The organism is Mesorhizobium sp. GW821-FHT04C10, from assembly GCF_059420305.1.
The window spans coordinates 4228405-4248200 of the sequence record NZ_JBWKTL010000001.1; the positions used below are offsets into that span (position 1 = coordinate 4228405).

The window sequence follows — 19796 nt, forward strand, 5'->3', positions numbered from 1 at the left end:
GGTCTATCCTTTGCGGTAGCGATGAGGGGTGAAGGGCAGGGAACTGATATCGACAGGGATTTTCGTGCCGCGCACGTCGGCGAAGACCCGTGTGCCGGGCTTTGCCAGCGCTGCGGCGACATAGCCCATGGCGACCGGGTGGCCAGCCGAGGGGCCAAAGCCGCCCGATGTGACATGGCCGGCGGGATTGCCGTCGGCGTCCAACAAGGCAGCACCAGCGCGCACCGGTTGGCGGCCTTCCGGCTTCAGGCCGACACGCCTTTGCGCTGGGCCGCGTTCCACGGCGGCGCGCAGGGCGTCCGCGCCGATGAAGGCGCCGGACGCGCGGATGTCCTTGGGGATTGCCCACATCAGCGCGGCCGCCGCCGGGTCGGTCTCCGGCGTGATGTCCTGGCCATGCAGGCAAAGCCCCGCTTCCAGCCGCAGGCTGTCGCGCGCGGCAAGGCCGATCCACAGCACGCGTTCATCCTCGAGCAGCTTCGCCACAAGGTCGCGCGCATCGGCCTCGGGCAGGCCGATCTCGAAACCGTCCTCGCCGGTATAGCCGGACCGGCTCATGAACCAGTTCTTTCGCGGTTCGACACCGTGCATGAACAGCAGCGAACCGGTCTCGATGCCGGCACGAGACAGCACGGCCCAGGCCTCGGGTCCCTGGATGGCCAGGAAGACGCGGTCGAGCGGGTCGACCTTCACGTTAAAATTCGCGGCCAGCTCGCGCAGATGCTTTTCGTCGGCGACGGCATTGCCGGCATTGGCGACGACCATGAAGCGGTCGGCGCCGAGACGGGTGACGATCAGGTCGTCGAGGATGCCGCCTGCCTCATTGAGGAAGAACGTCAGTTTGGATTGCGAGATTTCGAGCGCGCCGGCATCCAGCGGACAGGCACGGTTGAGCAGCGCGACCGCTTGCGGTCCGCTGACCTCGAACAGTTTCATGTGCGAGATGTCGAACAGGCCCGCATGTTCGCGGGTATGCAGATGTTCCTTCATGACGCCGGCCGGGTAGGTCAACGGCATCGACCAACCGGCGAAGGCGCCGAAGCGCGCACCGGCGGCTGTGTGGATATCCTCGAGGGGAAGGTGTTTTGAGTCGTCGCCCGTCATGTCGTCTCCAGAGTCGCACGCAATCGGCCGCGAATGGCGACCAGTCCGTGCCCCTCTGTCTGAAGCCTGAGAGACTCGCGCAGCCGGAACCCTGTCAGCGGCGCTTACACCTTCGGCGCGGGGGCAAGCCCCGACTTTCCAGAGTGTCTTTCCCGTCTACGGTTCTTTTGCCTGAGAGATTTCGGGCGATTTCCCCTTCGGCGGCAGCTCTCGCTGCTCTCTCCCGCAAACAGGTAGGACTCAAAACCTCAAGTCCTCGACGCGCCATCCATAGCCCGCCGGCGACACCTTGTCACCTCCCTGCGACATCTAAAGCGCGCCGCGCGTTAGCTAGGGTCAGGACTCGTTGATCCAGAAGATGAATGTTGTGGCGAAGGCGATTGCCGAGAGGAAGGTGTGCGCGCATCGGTCGTATCGTGTGTAGATGCGCCGCCAGTCCTTGAGCCGGGCGAACATGTTCTCGATCTTGTGGCGCTGTCGGTAGAATGGGATCGTATTCGTGCTGGATGCGATGGCTGGCATGGGGCGGGATGCATGGAGCGATGCCCTTGTTGGCCAGAGCCCGTCGGAAGGCGGCGGAACCGTAAGCCCTGTCGGCGAGCATGAGCAGACGCGCCAATTGCTGGGACGACGCCGTCGCGGGATCATCCTTCAGCAGCCTGAAGAAGGAGCGCATCCGAAAATGCATCTACAAAACCCGAAGCCTCGCCCGGGCTGACATCTTCGATTATATCGAAGTCTTCTACAACCGAACCCGTCGCCACAGCCATCTCGGCGGCGTCAGTCCCAAGGCGTTCCAAAGCGCCGCGGCGTGAGGCTGGGAATTGTCTGCCAATCCGGGGGCAGTCCAATCTGAAGGAATTTAACTGGCGCCTGTCCTTGATTAAGCGGATACTGTTTCTGGGTCGGTGGGAAACCCTGGAGGGCCTCATGACCACACACAAGGTCGGCTACCTGATCGGTAGTCTCGCCAAGGCATCGATAAATCGCAAGCTTGCAAAAGCACTCGTGCAACTCGCCCCGCCAGAGCTTGAGATGTCGGAGATTTCCTTCAAGGATTTGCCGCTCTACAGCTACGACTACGATGCTGACTTTCCACCTGTCGCGCGTACTTTCAAAGACTCCATCACCGCTGTGGAGGCAGTGCTTTTCATAACACCCGAGTATAACCGCTCGATCCCAGGCGGGCTGAAGAACGCGATCGACTGGGCGAGCCGCCCATATGGCAAGAATTCCTTCGCTCGCAAGCCGTCGGCCGTCATTGGGACATCACCGGGAACTATTGGAACCGCCGTGGCCCAGCAGAGCCTGCGCAGCGTGCTGAGCTTTTGCAATTCGCCGCAGATGAATGCTCCGGAAGCCTACATACAGTTCACGCCGGGCCTGATCACGGACAGCGGCGAAGTGACGGTTGAATCCACCGAGCAGTTTTTGCGCACCTACATGGCCGAGTTCCATATGTTTATTGCACGGGTCCTTCAGGTGCTTCCCAAAGACGCCTGACGACGTTTCAAGTGTCTAAGCGCAGTCGCTGCGTTGTGTTTTTCGGTGCGGTCGCGGCTGCCAACTGATCGGCGGCAGCCCTGTCACAGAGGTTTTCGTGATCGATCTTGTGATCGCGCCCTACGCTGTATTGCTCATTCGACTTTGCCTTGGGGTCATGTTCGTTGCGCATGCGATGCTGAAGTGGCGCGTGTTCACCATTCGCGGGACCGTCGCGTTCTTCAACTCCTGGTCTAGATCCTTGTTTTGATGCATGTCGTTCTCCCAGAACCGCTGCCCACTTTTGGGCGACATGCATTGGCCGACAAGTCTTCGCTAACCACGCCGTTTGCCGGTTTTTCAAGACACTCCTGATATAGAAGGCCGATGTAACGCTTTGGGGCGGACGGGGACGACGATGGGCGAATTGATCATGAGCGCGCCGGTGGCGGGGCTGACCTCGAAGAACCGCATTGCCTCGGAGGACGTGGTGATGCTGCGCCGCGAGGTGTTCGCCGATGGCGTGGTGACGCGAGGCGAGGCCGAGGCGTTGTTCGCGCTCGACCAGACGGCGCGGGACAAATGCGCGGATTGGGCGCCGTTCTTCGTCGAGGCGGTGACCGACTACATCGTCCATCAGGAGAAGCCGTCGGGCTATATCTCGCAGGACAATGCCGACTGGCTCGTCCGCACCATCTCGCGCGACGGCATGGTCGACAGCCGCACCGAACTCGAATTGCTGGTCCATGTGCTGGAAGAGGCGAGATCCTCGCCGAGCAAGCTCTGCGTCTATGCGCTGGAGCAGGTTGCGCACGCCGTCATCGACGGCAAGGGGCCGCTGATGTTGGGCGGCGCGCTGGTGCCCGGACTGATCGCCAGGGCGGAAGTCGAGCTGCTGCGCCGCATCCTCCACGCCCATGGCGGCGACGGTAACATCGCCATCACCCGGAGCGAGGCCGAGGTGCTGTTCAGGATCAACGAACAGACCGCCCAGGCCAAGAACGATCCGTCCTGGAACGAATTGTTCGTCAAGGCGATCGCCAATTTCGTCATGTGCTCGGCCGGCTATGAAGCCCCGACTCGCGATGTGGCGTTGCGCCAGGAAACCTTCCTCGAGCACGCCGATCCGGAAATCGGCGGCTTCTTCAGCCGCATGGTCTCCGGCGGCCTTGCCGGAATCATCGAAGCCTACCGGTCCCCGGACGATATCGAGGCGGAATGGGAAGCCAAGAACAGGGCAGCCGAGGCTTTGGCCCGTCGCGCCGAGACGATCGATGCCGGGGAAGCCAAATGGCTGGTCGAACATATCGGGGCGAACCGTCCTCTCTACGAGAACGAGCGCGCGCTGCTGACCCTGATCAAGCATGCCTCGCCGGAGATTCATCCGGCGTTGAAGCCGCTGCTCGACAAGGTTGCCTGAAAGAACAAGCGTACGCTGCGCGTCACTCCCTCTCGGTTTCGATAGGGTTCGCCGGCCATGAAACTCCTCTAGTGTCGGGTGGGGACGTCCACTCTCAGGGGGAGAACAACACATGACCGCATTTCGGAAGATGCTTGTGCTTGCCTTTGCCGCCGGCCTTGGCTCGACAACGCTGGCCTTTGCCGGCGGGATGACGCCGGAACAACAGGCCGATGCCCGCACCAAGGTTGAAACAGCCGTGGCGCTGGCCAACATCGCCAAGGCCGACAAGGATGGCGAGGCGATGCTCGTCGCCGCCAGACTGCTGGCCCAGGCCGGCCCGGTAGCCGAGCAGGGCGCCAAGGTGAAGGACGGCAAGCCGACGCTGATGGACACCGGCAAGATGGCCAAGATGGCCAAGGACATGGGCGCCGACGTCAAGAAGGCCGATGCCGTCGCCAGTATGGCGACGTCGAACGGTGAAACCGCGCGCAGCGACGGCTATTGGTACTACAGCTGTGATTCCTACAACAATTGTCAGTGGATCTACGCCGGCTATTGAGCTGAGCCGGGGGCGCAAAACACAGTATAGCGTTGGTCATTGGCCCGTGGTCTCCACGGGCCGATCCTCTTTTTGGGATGCGGGTCAGATGCCGCCGTACCAGTCGTAGCCATTGTCTTCCCAATAGCCGCCGCGGCCGCCGCCGACATTGGCGAAGCTGTCGACCAGTTCGATCTTGTAGAGATATTTCGGCATCTTGTAGCCGAGTTGGCGCTCGACGCGCACACGCAGCGGCGCGCCGTTCTCGACCGGCAACGGCTTGCCGTTCAGGCCATAGGCCAGGATCGTCTGCGGGTGGCGGGCGTCGATGAGGTCGATCGTGCCGTAATATTTGATGTCGCCGGACAGGCTGCGGTCGATCGTGTCGAGGCAATGGAACATGACATAGCGCGCCTGCGGCTTGACCACCGCCTGGTCGAGCACTAGCGACAGCGGCGTGCCGGTCCATTTGGCGATGCAGCTCCAGCCTTCGACACAGTCGTGACGGGTGATCTGGGTGCGGCTCGGCATGTTCTGAAGCTGCTCGCGGCTGAGCGACAGCGGCTTTTCAACCAGTCCCGAGACTTCCAGCCGCCAGTCGGCGAAATTGTTGGCAAGCAGGCCCTTGTAGGTGTCATCGTCAGGGGCGGTGACGCCGTTCGGCCGCTGCGGCTGGCGGATATCGGCCTCGGTGAATTCCGGCGCCAGCGCGTCACGTCCGGCAAGCAAGCGCTGCGCGCGATATGTCAGGCCATTGGCATTTTCGAGGAAGCTGCGCAGCCCACTGCCGATGCTCAGCTGGCTGTCGAAAGCGTCACATCCCGACAGCATGATACCCGAGGTGCCAAGGCTGGCGGCGGTCAGGAATTTTCTGCGGCTGATCTGGAACTTGGCCATCTCAGGCACTCCTTTCGGTCGTCTTATCGTCATGCGCGGGAGGGTCCGTGCGGTACCAGCCGGTGATGATCGAGCGCAGTTCGTTGATCGGGCCGGCGGCCAGGATCATCAGGATGTGAATGATGAAGAAGCCGACGAGCAACAGCATGACAGTGAAATGGATGGTACGCGCCGTCTGCCGGCCACCGAGTAGCTCGTTGAGGAACGGCAGCACCGAATTCATGCTGGGCGACATGGCGAGGCCGGTGATGATCATCAGCGGCAACAGCACGAACAGCACCCCACCATAAGCCATCTTCTGCAGCGTGTTGTATTCGCGTGTGTGGTGGAATTTCAGCCTGGCGTGGTCGACGATGTCCCGCGGTAGCCGCTTGAGGTCGTCGAGGCGCGGGGCGAGATCGCGCCTGATATGGCCATTGATCAGGCTGGCGACCAGCCAGACGATCAAGGTCGTCGTCAGGATCCAGGCGAAGAAGAAATGCACGACGCGGGCGGTGCCGAGATCATAGTAGGAGGGAATGGTTGCCCAGGACGGGAAGCCGCGCGCCGTTTCGTTGCCTGGCGGACCCGACCAGCCTAGAACGCCCGTCGTGTCGAAGCGGTGCCCGAAGATCTCGGTGTAACCGCGCGGACCGGCATCGGTGTTCGCGGCGCCGATTTCGAAAATGGTGTTGTTGTATTCGAAGCCGGATTGCTTGCCGATGTAGAGTTGCGGCCGGGCGTTGAAGATCTGCAGGCCGGAAAGCAGCATGAAGAACAGCGAGATGGCCCAGATCCAATGCGTCAGCCGTGTCCAGCGCGACTGGCGATAGATCAGTGTGCTGTCACTCGACGCGGGAGCATCCGGTCCGGTGGCGGATTGGCTTCTGGCAACGGATTCCATCTTGTCTCGTCTCCCGGCCTCGCGGCGTGGCCTGCGCGTTCATTGTCCTCCTGATACGTCGCGATCCAAACCGATGTTTCATCCGATCACGGATTTATTACGGACCACCAAGGCTGACGGCGAGATTGACGGCCGCGGCGACGATGACCGTGTTGAAAAAGAACGACAGGATGGAATGGACAAGCACGACACAACGCATATGCGTCGTCGAGATGTTCGTGTCGGCGGTCTGCGCCGTCATGCCGATGACCGCCGAGAAATAGAGGAAATCCCAGCCTTCCGGACGCTTGTCACCCGGGAACAGCAATCCGCCGACCGGGATTTTTGTCTTGGTCTTGGTGTCGACCTCGTCGCCGTCCATCCAATAGACATGCGCATAATGAAGTGCCGCCATGGCATGGATAGTGAACCAGCCGAGTGGGATCGACAGCAGCGCGAAGCCAAGTTCGACCGGGTGGCCTTTGTCCTTCTGGTTGATCAGCAGGAACAACGAGACAAGGGCGACGCCGACAACGACAAGCGTGACGGCGAAGATGACCAGCACCGGCTGATCGGTGGCCCGCGCATTCTTGCTCAGATATTTGCCGGTGAATTTGGGCATCTGGCTGACGACAAGAATGACGTAAGTGGCGAAAAAGGCGTTGGCGCCGATCGAGTAGGCGAGCGGGGCGTGCAGCAGCAACGCCACAAGCAGCGCAAGCGCGCCGAAACACGCGGACATGGCGAACAGCATGTGGCGCTGCATGGGTTTTTGCACGGGGATTTCGGCAGCCATGGTGGTTCCGACCCTGAATGGCGCTCTGTTCTAGCTCGGTGTGGCGGATTTCAGGGCGCGCCGCAAGATGCGGTCGAGTTCGCCGAGGAACCGCGAGCGGTCCTGCGGTGCGAAGGAGGCATTGTAGCCCTTGCTTTCGCCGGTCTCGCGCAAATGCTGCTTGAGGTCGCGCATGGCCACCGCCATGCCGATGGTTTCGGGTGTGAATGGGCGTCCGGTGGGGCCAAGCACGTGGGCGCCCAGCGCCACGGCGCGGGCCGCGAGCGGAATATCAGCAGTCACCACGACATCGTTGGATTTGGCGTTCTCGACGATCCAGTCGTCGGCGGCGTCAGCTCCCTTGGAGACGACGACGTTGCGGATCATCGGATCGCGCGATGGCCGCAAGCCGCCATTGGATACGTAGGTGACGACGATGCCAAGGCGCTCGGCGACTTTCTCGACCTCGGCCTTGACTGGGCAGGCGTCGGCGTCGACGTAGATGGCGGGTGCGGTCATTGTCTCTCCGAAACGGACAGGGGCCGGAAACATGTCCGGCCCCTGCCTGAAATCTTACAGCGTTCAGGCCGGCAGGGCGCCGGACTTCTTCGCCGTCCAGGTGGCGATATAGTCCATCAAGCCGGGGTTGAGGCAGTCATAGGGCTCCAGCCCGATCGTCTTCAACCGCGCCCGGATGCCGTCCATCCGCTTCGGATCGACGCCGGATTCGATGATCGATGAGACGAAGGCGGTGAAGCCCGGCGGCGACCAGCCGTCCTCCTCGAAACGCTCGGGGTGGATGAAGGTCAAGCCCTTGAACGGATGGTCACGCTCGACCGGTCCGTGCATGTGGACGCCGCAGCCGGTGCAGGCGTGGCGCTGGATCAGCGCGCTGGGGTCGACCACCTTGAGCTTGTCGCCGTTCTCGGTGACGGTGACGTCGCCGGTACCAGCAACGGCAACCACCGAGAATACGGCACCTTCCGGCTTCCAGCATTTGGTGCAGCCGCAGGCGTGATTGTGGGCGATCTGCCCCTTGACCTTCACCTTGACCGGCTTGCTGGTGCAGGCGCAGACCAGCGTGCCGCCGGCAAAGCTTGCGCTTTCCTTGGGCAGGCCATTGTCGATTTTCGGGTGCAGTTTCTCCGCCATTCCATTCTCCTCCCAGTTGTGAACCACAGAGGTCGCTGGCCGGTGGGTCGGCGGCGTGTGGCTTTGCTTCAATAAACGACGACGCTTCGGATCGACTTGCCCTCATGCATGAGGTCGAACCCCTTGTTGATATCCTCGAGCTTCAGCGTGTGGGTGATCATCGGATCGATCTGGATCTTGCCGTCCATGTACCAGTCGACGATGCGCGGCACGTCGGTGCGGCCGCGCGCGCCACCGAAGGCGGTGCCCATCCAGGTGCGGCCGGTGACGAGTTGGAACGGCCGCGTCGAAATCTCCTGGCCGGCGCCCGCGACGCCGATGACGACCGACTTGCCCCAGCCGCGATGCGAGGCTTCCAGCGCCTGGCGCATCACCTTGGTGTTGCCGGTGCAGTCGAACGTGTAGTCGGCGCCGCCGATCTGGTCGGCGCCACGCTTGGTCATGTTGACGAGGTAGGGGACGATATCGCCGTCGATCTCCTTCGGATTGACGAAATGCGTCATGCCGAACCGCTCGCCCCATTCCTTCTTGTCGTTGTTCAAATCGACGCCGATGATCATGTCGGCACCGGCCAGCTTCAGGCCCTGGATGACGTTCAAGCCGATGCCGCCGAGGCCGAAGACGACAGCCGTGGCGCCTTGTTCTACCTTGGCGGTGTTGATGACGGCGCCGATGCCGGTGGTGACGCCGCAGCCTATGTAGCAGATCTTGTCGAAGGGGGCGTCCGGATTGACCTTGGCCACCGCGATCTCGGGCAGCACGGTGAAGTTGGAGAAGGTCGAGCAGCCCATGTAATGGAAGATCTTGTCCTTGCCGATCGAGAAGCGCGACGAGCCGTCGGGCATCAGGCCTTGCCCCTGCGTGGCGCGGATGGCCGTGCACAGATTGGTTTTTCTCGACAGGCAGGACGGGCACTGCCGGCATTCGGGCGTATAGAGCGGGATGACATGGTCGCCCTTCTTGACCGAGGTGACGCCCTTGCCGACGTCGACCACGACACCGGCGCCCTCATGGCCGAGAATGGCCGGGAACAACCCTTCGGGATCGGCGCCCGAGAGGGTGAATTCGTCGGTATGGCAGATACCGGTCGCCTTGATCTCGACCAGCACCTCACCGTCGCGGGGGCCATCGAGGTCGACCTCCATGATTTCCAGCGGCTTTCCGGCGGCGACAGCGACAGCGGCGCGGGTTTTCATCAGGCGTCCTCCAATGCGAATTTTTTTCCAAGGTTTCAGGTTTTGTCGACACGATCAACTGGAAGCTGGTGCCGGGACTGGGCCACAGCGAAGAATTGGAATCGCAAATCGATTGAAAGGCAGTGATTTGCATGGTCGGCTTGACCCTGCAAGCACAGGCCATAAAAGGAACGACCGACCGGAGGGGAATGACCTCAGCATGTTCACGAAAATCCTGATCGCCAATCGTGGCGAGATCGCCTGTCGCGTGATCAAGACGGCGCGCAAAATGGGGATTGCCACGGTCGCCGTCTATTCCGATGCCGATCGCGATGCGGTTCACGTCGAGATGGCCGACGAGGCGGTGCATATCGGGCCTTCGCCCGCCGCGCAGAGCTATCTCGTGCCTGAAAAAATCATCGCGGCCTGCAAGGAAACGGGCGCCCAGGCCGTGCATCCAGGCTACGGTTTCCTGTCGGAACGGGCCGCCTTCTGCGAAGCGCTCGAAGCCGAAGGCATCGTCTTCATCGGCCCGAAACCCAAAGCCATCAAGGCGATGGGTGACAAGATCGAATCGAAGAAGTTCGCCAACGCCGCCAAGGTGTCGACGGTCCCGGGCTGGCTTGGCGTCATCGAGAATGCCGACCACGCTGAAAAGATCGCCGGCGAGATCGGCTATCCGGTGATGATCAAGGCTTCGGCCGGCGGCGGCGGCAAGGGCATGCGCATTGCCTGGAACCAATCGGAAGTGCGCGACGGGTTCGACCGGGCGCGATCGGAAGCCAAGAGTTCGTTCGGCGATGACCGCGTGTTCATCGAAAAATTCGTCGTCGATCCACGCCATATCGAGATCCAGGTGCTGGCCGACGCGCATGGCAACGCACTCTATCTCGGCGAGCGCGAATGCTCGATTCAGCGCCGCAACCAGAAGGTGGCCGAAGAGGCGCCGTCGCCATTCCTCGATGCCAAGACGCGCAAGGCCATGGGCGAGCAGTCGGTGGCGCTGGCCAGGGCCGTCGACTACCAGAGCGCCGGCACGGTCGAGTTCATCGTCGACAAGGACAAGAACTTCTATTTCCTTGAAATGAATACACGATTGCAGGTCGAGCATCCGGTGACCGAGCTTGTCACGGGCATCGACCTGGTCGAGCAGATGATCCGCGTCGCTGCCGGCGAAAAGCTCGCCTTGAAGCAAAGCGACGTCAAGCTGAATGGCTGGGCGGTGGAAAGCCGGCTCTATGCCGAGGATCCCTATCGCAATTTCCTGCCGTCGATCGGCCGGCTGACGCGCTATCGGCCGCCGGAGGAGGGGCAGTTTGGCGATGTCGTCATCCGCAACGACACCGGCGTCACCGAAGGCTCGGAGATTTCGATGTTCTACGACCCGATGCTCGCCAAGCTGTGTACCTGGGCGCCGACCCGCCTCGAGGCGATCGATGCCATGTCGGAAGCGCTGGACAGTTTTGTGGTCGACGGCATCGAGCATAATATCCCGTTCCTGGCGGCGCTGATGCAGCATCCGCGCTGGCGGGAAGGGGCGATTTCGACCGGCTTCATAGCCGAGGAATATCCCGACGGTTTTGCCCCCGTCGTGCCGAACAGCGAGGAAAAGGCCGTGCTGGCATCCATCGCCACCGCCACGGAATTGTTGCGCCGCGACAGGCTCGACCGGCTGGGCGGGCGGCTGGCGCCGCATTCGGGGGCGCTGAAGCGCGACTGGGTGGTGAAGATCGGCGAGGATTATCTCCAGGCGTCCATCCTGGAAGGCATGATTTCGATCCCGATGGAGATCGACCTGTCGATCGACGGCGGCAAGGCGCTGACCGTTTCATCCGATTGGCGGCCGGGCGATCTGATCTGGCGCGGCACGGTCGGCAAGCGCTCCGTTGTCGCCCAGATCCGGCCTGTCGCCAACGGTCTTCGCATTGCCTGGAAGGGCATGTCGGTGACCGCCCGCGCCATGCTGCCGCGTATCGCCGAGCTTGAAAGGCTGATGCCGGAGAAGGTGGCGCCGGACACGTCGAAGCTGCTGCTCTGCCCGATGCCCGGCCTCGTCGTGTCGATCGCCGTTGCCGAGGGCCAGGAGGTCAAGGCCGGCGAAACGCTTGCCGTGGTCGAGGCGATGAAGATGGAAAACGTGCTGCGCGCCGAACGAGATCTCGTCGTGTCCAAGCTCAACGCCAAGCCGGGCGACAGCCTGGCCGTTGACGCGGTGATCATGGAATTCGCTTGAGCAAGTCGCGCAGGGTCGCGGAAGCCTGTGGTTGTCGGTCGTTTGTGCTGGACTGGTATCGCCCGGTCCCGGACAATACATCTTCACCGACTCAAAGCCTTCGACAGCGCGAGAAACCATGGCCGATGACAGACTTCCACGCGATCCCCTGAAGCGCGAAGCCGCGATCGCGGCGGCGCGGCCGGAGGTACCGGCGCGGCCGTTCGTCCATCTGCGGGTGCATTCGGCCTATTCGCTGCTCGAGGGCGCGCTTCAGCTTGGCAAGATCGTTGGCCACGCCGTGAAGGACGAGGCACCGGCCATTGCGGTCACCGACACCAACAACCTGTTCGGTGCGCTGGAGTTTGCACAGAAGGCGGTCAAGGACGGTATCCAGCCGATCATCGGCTGCCAGATCGCGCTCGCCTTTTCCGGCGAGAACAGCGACGGCCAGCGCGACCGTCGGCGGCAAGGGCCGGAGATGCGGCCGGTTGTCCTGCTCGCCGCGACGGAAGCCGGCTATTCCAACCTGGTTCGGCTGGTCAGCGGGGTGTACCTGGAGACACCGCCCGGTGAGGCGGTCCACCTGACCACCGAGACGCTGAATGGACAGACCGAAGGACTGATCTGCCTCAGCGGCGGGCCGCGCGGCCCGATTGGCAACGCCTTGAAGGAGGATCGCCGCGATCTGGCAGAGGTGAGGCTTTTGGCCCTCAAGTCGCTGTTCGGCGACCGGCTCTATGTCGAATTGGACCGGGTTGCGGGCTACGACCGGGTCATCGAGCACGCAACAATCGATCTCGCCTATACGCATGAACTGCCGCTGGTCGCTACCAACGAGGCCTTTTTCTCGTCGCGCGATGATTATGAGGCGCATGACGCGCTGATCGCCATCGCCGAGGGCTCCGTCGTCGCCGTCGATACTCGCCGCCGGTTGTCGCCGGACAATTTCCTGCGCAGCCAGGCCGACATGGCAAAGCTGTTCGCCGACCTGCCCGAGGCGATCGACAACACCGTCGAGATCGCGCTGCGCTGCTCCTACTATCCAAAGAACCGCAGCCCGATCCTGCCGCGTTTCACCGGCGGCGACAGTGCCGACAAGGACGCCGCCGAAAAGGCGGAGGCCGCCGAACTCGCCCGCCAGGCGCGCGAGGGGCTCGACGCGCGGCTTGCGTTGCATGGACCAACCCCGGGCTATACGGTCGAGCAATATCGCGAGCGGCTCGAATTCGAGCTCGGCATCATCGAGAAGATGAAATTCCCCGGCTACTTCCTGATCGTTGCCGACTTCATCAAATGGGCTAAGGCGCAAGGCATTCCGGTCGGGCCGGGCCGTGGTTCGGGCGCCGGATCGCTGGTCGCCTATTCCACGACCATCACCGACATCGATCCGCTGCGCTTCTCGCTGCTGTTCGAGCGCTTCCTCAATCCGGACCGCGTGTCGATGCCCGACTTCGACATCGACTTCTGCCAGGATCGCCGCGAAGAGGTGATCCGATACGTCCAGCAGAAATATGGGCGCGACCAGGTCGGCCAGATCATCACCTTCGGTACGCTGCAGGCCCGCGCCGTGCTGCGCGACGTCGGCCGCGTGCTGCAGATGCCCTATGGCCAGGTCGACAAGCTGTCGAAGATGGTGCCGCAGAACCCGGCCAATCCGGTCAAGCTCGCCGACGCCATCGCCAATGAGCCGCGCTTTGCCGAAGAGGCCGAGAAGGAGCCGATCGTCCAGACGCTGCTCGACATGGCGCAGAAGCTGGAAGGCCTTTACCGCCACGCCTCCACGCACGCCGCCGGCATCGTCATCGGCGACCGGCCTTTGTCGGAACTGGTGCCGATGTACCGCGATCCGCGCTCGGACATGCCGGTTACCCAGTTCAACATGAAATATGTCGAGCAGGCCGGGCTGGTGAAGTTCGATTTCCTCGGCCTGAAGACGCTGACCGTGCTGGAGACGGCGGTGAAACTGATCCGCCGGCGCGGCATCGACATCGACCTGGCGACGATACCGCTCGACGATCCCGAAACCTATGCCATGCTGTCGCGCGGCGAGGTGGTCGGCGTGTTCCAGGTGGAAAGTGCCGGCATGCGCAAGGCGCTGATCGGCATGCGGCCCGACTGCATCGAGGACATCATCGCGCTGGTCGCGCTCTACCGTCCGGGCCCGATGGAGAACATCCCGACCTACAACGCCAGAAAGCATGGCGAGGAGGAGATGGCCTCGATCCACCCCAAGATCGACCATCTGGTGAAGGAGACGCAAGGCGTCATCGTCTATCAGGAACAGGTCATGCAGATCGCGCAGGAGCTGTCCGGCTATTCGCTCGGCGAAGCCGACCTTCTGCGCCGCGCCATGGGCAAGAAGATCCGCGCCGAGATGGACAAGCAGCGCGAGCGCTTCGTCACCGGCGCTGTCGAGCGTGGCGTCAGCAAACCGCAAGCCGACTTCATTTTCGACCTGTTGGCCAAGTTCGCCGACTATGGTTTCAACAAATCGCACGCCGCCGCCTACGCCGTGGTCTCGTATCAGACCGCCTATCTCAAGGCGCACTATCCGGTCGAGTTCCTGGCGGCGTCGATGACGCTCGACATGGGCAATACCGACAAGCTCGCCGATTTCCGCCAGGATGCCCTGCGCCTCGGCATCGAAGTTCTGGCGCCGTCGGTCATGACGAGTTTTCGGCCTTTCGAGGTCGGTGAGAACCGCATCTACTATTCGATGGCGGCGCTCAAGGGCGTCGGCGACGCGGCGGTCGAGCACATCGTTGCTGTCCGTGGCGAGAAGCCATTCAAGAACCTTGCAGATTTCTGCGAGCGGGTCGATCCCAAGATCGTCGGCAAACGTGTCTTCGAAAGCCTGATCATGGCCGGCGCGCTCGACTGTTTCGGGCATGACCGGGCACAGATGATGGCTGGCGTCGAACGGATGATGGGGCTTGCATCGTTGGCGCAGCAGAATGCCGTTTCCGGCCAGGCCGATATTTTCGGCGCTTCGCTCGGCGCGCAGTCGCAGGCGCTCAACCTGCCGGCGACCGATCCGTGGCTCGCCGCCGACCGGCTGCACCGCGAATTCCAGGTTGTCGGCTTCTATCTCTCTGCCCATCCGCTCGACGAATACAAGGCGGCGCTGCAGAAGATGCGGGTGCAGAACTGGGCGGAGTTCTCAGCCGCCGTCAAGCGCGGCGCTTCTGCCGGCCGCCTTGCCGGCACGGTGACCAGCAAGCAGGAACGCAAGACGCGCACCGGCAACAAGATGGGCGTGGTGGCCTTTTCCGACACTTCCGGCCAGTACGAGGCCGTGCTGTTTTCGGAAGGATTGGCACAGTATCGCGACCTCCTGGAAGCCGGCCGCTCCGTCGTCATCACTGTCGCGGCGGAGGACAGGCCCGAGGGCGTCAATCTGCGCATCAACTCGGTCCAGTCCCTGGAGGATGAGGCAAGCCGCATCCAGAAGGCGCTGCGCATTTTCGTCAGGAACGATGGACCTGCTTCGATTATCCAATCTCAGCTCACCCAGCGTGGCGAAAGCCAGGTGAGCATTATCGTGATCAAGGAAGAGGCGCAGGGCGAGGTCGAGATCGCCTTGCAGGGCGGCTACCGCGTCTCGCCGCAGATCGCCTCGGCGATGCGCGCCGTGCCCGGCGTGGTCGAAGTGGAATTGGTGTGACCGCCGCCCTTGGTGGGCGGTGGCGATCCTGCGGGCGGCATCCGCCGTGCACGCAATCGCGATCCGCATGAAGACCCCAGACAAGGATTCATCCCAGGATCTTTCCGCAATTGCGCGCCTGCGCGACACGCTGCGCAGGCTCTACCATGGGCGCACGCCGGCGGCTTTCCGGTTCCAGCTGGCGGCAATCGTCATCGATCTGGCAATCATCGCCTTCTTCATCGCGACACCCGTCATCCAGCAATCGGCTTCGTTCCTGTGGCTGGATTATGCCGTGGCGGTGCTCGTCGGCGTCGACCTGATCGCAAGGTTGCTGGCCTCCAACGACATGCTGCGCCTGATGAAGCAGCCGACCTCCTGGGTGGATGTCTTCATCCTTTTGACGCTGCTGATGCCGACGGCGCTCGCCAATCTCGGTTTCCTGCGCATACTGCGGCTGTGGTCATTGTCGCGCAGCGGTTCGATCTGGCGGCATTTCGAGATGCGTGGCCTGCGCCCATGGCGGGAGGCGAGCCACGCGGTCATCAACCTTTTGACCTTTCTCTTTGTCATCACCGGCTTCGTCTACACCTTCTTCTTCCGCAACGGAGCCGGGCTGGAAAACTACATCGACGCGCTTTATTTCACCGTCGCCACGGTGACCACGACCGGTTTCGGCGACATCGTGCTGCCGGGCATGGCCGGCAAGCTGACCGCGATCGTCACCATGATCATCGGTATATCGCTGTTCGTCAGGCTGGCGCAGGCGATCTTCCGGCCGGCCAAGGTGTTCTTCCCGTGTCCGCAATGCGGGCTGCAGCGGCATGAACCGGACGCGGTGCACTGCAAGGCCTGCGGGCATGTTCTCAACATACCGGACGCAGGCGACTAGGCGCATGAATATTCAGGCGATGCCGGCTATGACGCCGCCACTTCAGCCGGCTCGACCGGCTTGCGGTGCAGATTGAGCAGATTGCCCATCAGGATGAGCAGCGCGCCACCGGCGGTGAAGGCGTCGATCTGCTCGTGATAAAGCAGCCAGCCGACCAGCGCGGACAAGGGCACCCGCAGGAAATCCATCGGCGAAATGACGGTCGCGTCGGCATAGGTGAGCGCGCGGGCCATGCAGAAATGCGATGACATGCCGGTGAAGGCGATCAGCACGATCCATGGCCAGAGTTCGAGTGAAGGGGTGCGCCAGACATAGAGCGCGGGGACGAGGCCGAGCACCGACTGGATGATCAGCATCCAGAAAATGATGCGTACGACGCTGTCCGTGCGGGTCAGTGATTTGACCATGACCAGCGATATGCCGAAGCACACCGCGGCGCCCAGCACGACGAGGTGTCCCGGATCGACAGAGCCGACGCCCGGGCGCACGATGACCACCACGCCGATCAGTCCGAGCACGACCGCCGCCAGTTTCGGCCGGCTCAACCGTTCGCCCAGAAAAGTCACCGCCAGGATCGCCGTCCAGATCGGGGTGGTGAATTCGATCGAGATCAGCACCGCCAGCGGAATCAGGGTCAGCGCGTAGAGCCATGCCGCCTGGCCGCTATAGTGAACGACATTGCGGGCGATGTGGGCGAGGGGACGCTGCGTGCGCATCGCCGCGAAGCCGCCGCTTGTCAGCACCAGCGGCAGGAGAATTAGGAAGCCGATCACCGAGCGCAGTTCCAGCACCTGGAAGACATTGAGCTCGGCTGTCGTGGCGCGGCCGGCGACCGACATCCCCAGGAACGAGGTGACCGACAGCGCCATCCAGAACGCAGCCTTGGGGATCGATGGGGTGGGTTTCATGGCCGCTATCTCGCAGGCAGGAGCCTTTGCCGCAATCGCTAGCCGGTTGATTCTTCTGGACCAGTCGTGGGGACGTTGCAAATGGTCGCGTTGCCGGCGGAACCTGATACGCCAAGGGGCGTTGAGTTGCAGTATCCACCCAAGCCTTGATGTCTGCATGTCTGCCTGACGAGGAGAACTTCGATGATATCACCAGCGCGGTTCGCACTTGCCGGCTGCTTGCTGGTCGCGGCCAATGCGGCACATGCCGATGAGAGCAAGTTTCTCCAATCCTTCCAAGGGAATTTTGCCGGCAAGGGGACTGTCCAAGTGACGACGCAGGCGCCGACCGTCAGCGTTTCCTGCACTTTCAAATCGGATGCGACAGCGTCCTCGCTATCTCTCGACGGCAACTGCCGCGGCCTTGTTGTGGTCACGCGTGCCATCAGCGCCCATCTGAAAACCAGTGGTGCCAGATACAGCGGCGTCTATGTCGGATCGCGCACCGGTCCGGCGCAGCTCAACGGCAGCCGCTCCGGCAACGCGATCAACCTCGCCATCCGCTGGGCCAAGCTGGTCAATGGCGACCGCAGCGCGCAGCTGACGGTGCAGAAAAAGGGCGTCAATGGCATTCTGCTGACCGTCACCGACCGCGATCCCAAAACCGGCAAGAACGTTGTGACCAGTCGTATCGATCTGAAGCGCACCTGACGGGTGCATTGATATTCAGGTGATGCCGGCCTGGCCTGAATCTCAACACACCCGGCACCGGATCAGTCCTCGAGCGGCTCCGGCGGGTGGGCGTCACGGCCCCTGCCGAATGTATAGCCGGTCTCGACCGCCTTGCGGCCGAACTTGTCGCGCAGCGCGTCGATCGCGCCTTCGGCCATGGCGCGCTTGCGCGACTGAACGTCGACCAGATCCGGCGGGTCGGCCTTGTCGTCATCGGAGAGGTCGCTGACGCCAATGCCGAGCAACCGAAATTTCGTTCCGTCCGTTTCCTTGCGCAGAAGCTCCACTCCGGTCGAGAAGATGCGATCGGCGAGCCGGGTCGGGTCACCGAGCTGGCGGTTGCGCGTGCGCAGCTTGAAATCCTGGGTCTTCAGCTTCAGCACCACGGTGCGTCCGGCAATGCCTGATTTTTTCAGCCGCGCCGAGACCTTTTCCGAAAGGCCCCGCAGCACCGCGACCAACTCTTCCAGCGACGCGATGTCGGTGTCGAAGGTGGTTTCGGCCGACACGCTCTTGGCGTCCTGGTCGGGATCGACGCGGCGGACGTCCTCGCCGCGCGAAAGCCGGTAGAGCCGGTCACCCATCGCGCCATAGCGGCGCATCAGGTCGCCACGCTCCATCTTCTGAAGCTGGCCAATGGTGCGGATGCCGTCGCGCTCGAGCGTGGCGTTGAACGCCTTGCCGACGCCCCAGATCATCGTCACCGGCTGTGCCGCCAGGAAGCCGACCGCCTCGGCCTCGCCGATGACCGAAAAGCCGCGCGGCTTGCGGAAGTCCGACGCGATCTTGGCGAGGAATTTGCAGTAGGACAGGCCGGCCGAAACGGTGATGCCGATCTCCTTCTCGACGGCCAGCGCAAAGCGCGCCAGCACCACGGCCGGCGGCAGGCCGTGCAACCGTTCGGTGCCGGCGAGGTCGAGAAACGCCTCGTCGATCGACAGCGGCTCGACCAGCGGCGTCAGCGCCTGCATCATGGCGCGCACCTCACGGCCGACGCGCACGTATTTTTCCATGTTGGGCGCGATCACAACCGCCTCGGGGCAGGCCTCGAGCGCCTTGAACATCGGCATGGCGGAGCGCACGCCGCGGATGCGGGCGATGTAGCATGCGGTGGAGACGACCCCGCGCTTGCCGCCGCCGACGATCAGCGGCTTGTCCTTGAGCGCCGGGTTGTCGCGCTTTTCGATCGCCGCGTAGAAGGCGTCGCAATCGATATGGGCCAGATGCAGCCGATAAAGCTCGGGATGGCGGGCAAGGCGAGGGCTGCCGCAGCGCTCGCAGCGGCGCGTCTCACTGCGCTGAAACGTCAGGCAGTCACGGCAAAAACCGTGATCGGGATTGTTGACAGGGGCCGCCATCACTGCGAACATAAAGAGAACAGAAGCAATGGTACGACAGTGCAAGGCCAGCGACAAGCTTGGCCTGGGGAGAACCGCATGAGCACGACCATAGTGCCGCTGGCGCCTGAGCTCTGGCCTGATTTCGAGGACCTTTTTGGCAAGCAGGGCGCCTGCTACGGCTGCTGGTGCACGCATTTCAGGCTGGCGCCGGCGGCCCGGCGCGAAAGCAGCCGCGAACGCAACAAGGACCATATCAAGGCACGCGTCGAAGCCGGCCCGCCGCCCGGCCTGCTGGCCTTCGAGGACGGCAAGGTGGTTGGCTGGATGCAGATCGGGCCGCGCGCCGACGTGCCCGAATGGAATAACAAGGGCAGGAGCTCGGCGCCGATCGACCCCGCCGACGCTTCAGATCCGGCCGTTTGGGCGATCTCGTGCTTTTTCATTCGCGCCAAAGCGCGCGGCAGGGGTATCACGCATCGCCTCGTTGAAGGTGGCGTCGATTTCGCTCGCAGGAATGGTGCACGGCTTGTCGAGGCCTGCCCGATCGACCTGTCGCGCGATTCGCGTTCGATCGGCTTGTTCGTCGGCTCGTCAGGGGTGTTCGAGAAGGCCGGGTTCGAGAGGCTGGTCGAGCGCAAGGCGGGCCGACCGCTGATGCGGCTGGTGCTGGGGCCTGGAACCTGATCACATCGTCTTGCAG

General features: G+C 62.8%; 19 protein-coding genes, 1 pseudogene and 1 riboswitch. Of the genes and pseudogenes, 10 read left to right on the forward strand and 10 right to left on the reverse strand.

Features of this window, described 5'->3' with window-relative positions; all coding sequences use genetic code 11:
* Positions 1–3: 3 nt before the first annotated feature.
* Both gcvT and AC07UC_RS20505 read right to left on the reverse strand, forming a co-directional pair.
* Positions 4–1104: a glycine cleavage system aminomethyltransferase GcvT gene (gcvT, locus tag AC07UC_RS20500; RefSeq protein ID WP_494907235.1), complete on the reverse strand. Its 1101-nt coding sequence runs from the start codon at positions 1102–1104 to the stop codon at positions 4–6.
* Positions 1105–1253: 149 nt separating this feature from the next.
* Positions 1254–1340, reverse strand: a riboswitch (glycine riboswitch).
* A gap of 100 nt (positions 1341–1440) precedes the next feature.
* Positions 1441–1626 carry a hypothetical protein gene (locus AC07UC_RS20505; RefSeq protein ID WP_494907236.1) on the reverse strand — a complete coding sequence of 62 codons (186 nt, stop codon included), beginning with the start codon at positions 1624–1626 and terminating at the stop codon, positions 1441–1443.
* Between the two features lie 68 nt (positions 1627–1694).
* Here AC07UC_RS20505 and AC07UC_RS20510 point away from each other — a divergent pair.
* The 5 genes and pseudogenes from AC07UC_RS20510 to AC07UC_RS20530 form a co-directional block, all read left to right on the forward strand.
* Positions 1695–1919, forward strand: a pseudogene (locus AC07UC_RS20510) (IS3 family transposase); the annotation flags it as partial.
* A 115-nt stretch (positions 1920–2034) separates the two neighbouring features.
* Entirely contained in the window at positions 2035–2607 is a 573-nt protein-coding gene (locus tag AC07UC_RS20515; RefSeq protein ID WP_494907237.1) for an NADPH-dependent FMN reductase, read from the forward strand.
* Between the two features lie 109 nt (positions 2608–2716).
* Positions 2717–2857, forward strand: coding sequence for a DoxX family membrane protein (locus AC07UC_RS20520; RefSeq protein WP_494908968.1), 141 nt, complete (start codon positions 2717–2719; stop codon positions 2855–2857).
* 147 nt (positions 2858–3004) lie between these two features.
* A complete protein-coding gene (locus AC07UC_RS20525) occupies positions 3005–4006 on the forward strand; it encodes a hypothetical protein (RefSeq protein WP_494907238.1) in 1002 nt (333 codons plus the stop codon).
* A gap of 112 nt (positions 4007–4118) precedes the next feature.
* Positions 4119–4547 carry a hypothetical protein gene (locus tag AC07UC_RS20530; protein WP_494907239.1) on the forward strand — a complete coding sequence of 143 codons (429 nt, stop codon included), beginning with the start codon at positions 4119–4121 and terminating at the stop codon, positions 4545–4547.
* Between the two features lie 84 nt (positions 4548–4631).
* Here the strand turns inward: AC07UC_RS20530 and AC07UC_RS20535 are convergent, their stop codons facing one another.
* From AC07UC_RS20535 to AC07UC_RS20560, 6 genes are all read right to left on the reverse strand, one after another.
* A complete protein-coding gene (locus tag AC07UC_RS20535; protein ID WP_140773259.1) occupies positions 4632–5423 on the reverse strand; it encodes a molybdopterin-binding protein in 792 nt (263 codons plus the stop codon).
* Position 5424: 1 nt separating this feature from the next.
* Positions 5425–6306, reverse strand: a complete 882-nt coding sequence (locus AC07UC_RS20540; protein ID WP_140773260.1) for a cytochrome b/b6 domain-containing protein — start codon at positions 6304–6306, stop codon at positions 5425–5427.
* 97 nt (positions 6307–6403) lie between these two features.
* Positions 6404–7081 carry a DUF1345 domain-containing protein gene (locus AC07UC_RS20545; protein WP_140773262.1) on the reverse strand — a complete coding sequence of 226 codons (678 nt, stop codon included), beginning with the start codon at positions 7079–7081 and terminating at the stop codon, positions 6404–6406.
* Positions 7082–7111: 30 nt separating this feature from the next.
* Complete coding sequence (locus AC07UC_RS20550; RefSeq protein ID WP_202322121.1) at positions 7112–7579, reverse strand: YaiI/YqxD family protein; 468 nt, start codon at positions 7577–7579, stop codon at positions 7112–7114.
* Between the two features lie 63 nt (positions 7580–7642).
* Positions 7643–8212 (reverse strand): S-(hydroxymethyl)glutathione synthase, encoded by a 570-nt coding sequence (gene gfa, locus AC07UC_RS20555; RefSeq protein ID WP_140773265.1) that lies wholly within the window; start codon positions 8210–8212, stop codon positions 7643–7645.
* Positions 8213–8280: 68 nt separating this feature from the next.
* Positions 8281–9408 (reverse strand): S-(hydroxymethyl)glutathione dehydrogenase/class III alcohol dehydrogenase, encoded by a 1128-nt coding sequence (locus tag AC07UC_RS20560; RefSeq protein WP_202322123.1) that lies wholly within the window; start codon positions 9406–9408, stop codon positions 8281–8283.
* A gap of 199 nt (positions 9409–9607) precedes the next feature.
* On the opposite strand from AC07UC_RS20560, the gene AC07UC_RS20565 reads away from it, so the two are divergent.
* The 3 genes from AC07UC_RS20565 to AC07UC_RS20575 all read left to right on the forward strand — a co-directional run bounded on the left by AC07UC_RS20565 (position 9608) and on the right by AC07UC_RS20575 (position 16137).
* Entirely contained in the window at positions 9608–11620 is a 2013-nt protein-coding gene (locus tag AC07UC_RS20565) for an acetyl-CoA carboxylase biotin carboxylase subunit (protein ID WP_494907241.1), read from the forward strand.
* A gap of 118 nt (positions 11621–11738) precedes the next feature.
* Entirely contained in the window at positions 11739–15266 is a 3528-nt protein-coding gene (gene dnaE, locus AC07UC_RS20570; protein WP_494907242.1) for a DNA polymerase III subunit alpha, read from the forward strand.
* Positions 15267–15333: 67 nt separating this feature from the next.
* Positions 15334–16137, forward strand: a complete 804-nt coding sequence (locus tag AC07UC_RS20575) for an ion channel (RefSeq protein WP_202322129.1) — start codon at positions 15334–15336, stop codon at positions 16135–16137.
* Positions 16138–16163: 26 nt separating this feature from the next.
* Here the strand turns inward: AC07UC_RS20575 and AC07UC_RS20580 are convergent, their stop codons facing one another.
* The gene (locus tag AC07UC_RS20580; protein WP_494907243.1) at positions 16164–17045 is read right to left on the reverse strand and encodes a DMT family transporter; all 882 of its coding nucleotides are present in this window, start codon (positions 17043–17045) and stop codon (positions 16164–16166) included.
* Positions 17046–17228: 183 nt separating this feature from the next.
* Between AC07UC_RS20580 and AC07UC_RS20585 the strand changes: the two genes are divergently transcribed.
* A complete protein-coding gene (locus tag AC07UC_RS20585) occupies positions 17229–17735 on the forward strand; it encodes a hypothetical protein (protein WP_140773277.1) in 507 nt (168 codons plus the stop codon).
* Between the two features lie 62 nt (positions 17736–17797).
* On the opposite strand, the gene AC07UC_RS20590 is transcribed toward AC07UC_RS20585, so the two are convergent.
* On the reverse strand, positions 17798–19126 hold the full coding sequence (locus AC07UC_RS20590) for a DNA polymerase IV (RefSeq protein WP_494907244.1): 1329 nt from the start codon (positions 19124–19126) through the stop codon (positions 17798–17800).
* Positions 19127–19192: 66 nt separating this feature from the next.
* Between AC07UC_RS20590 and AC07UC_RS20595 the strand changes: the two genes are divergently transcribed.
* A complete protein-coding gene (locus AC07UC_RS20595) occupies positions 19193–19780 on the forward strand; it encodes a GNAT family N-acetyltransferase (RefSeq protein ID WP_494907245.1) in 588 nt (195 codons plus the stop codon).
* The last annotated feature ends 16 nt before the right edge of the window (positions 19781–19796 follow it).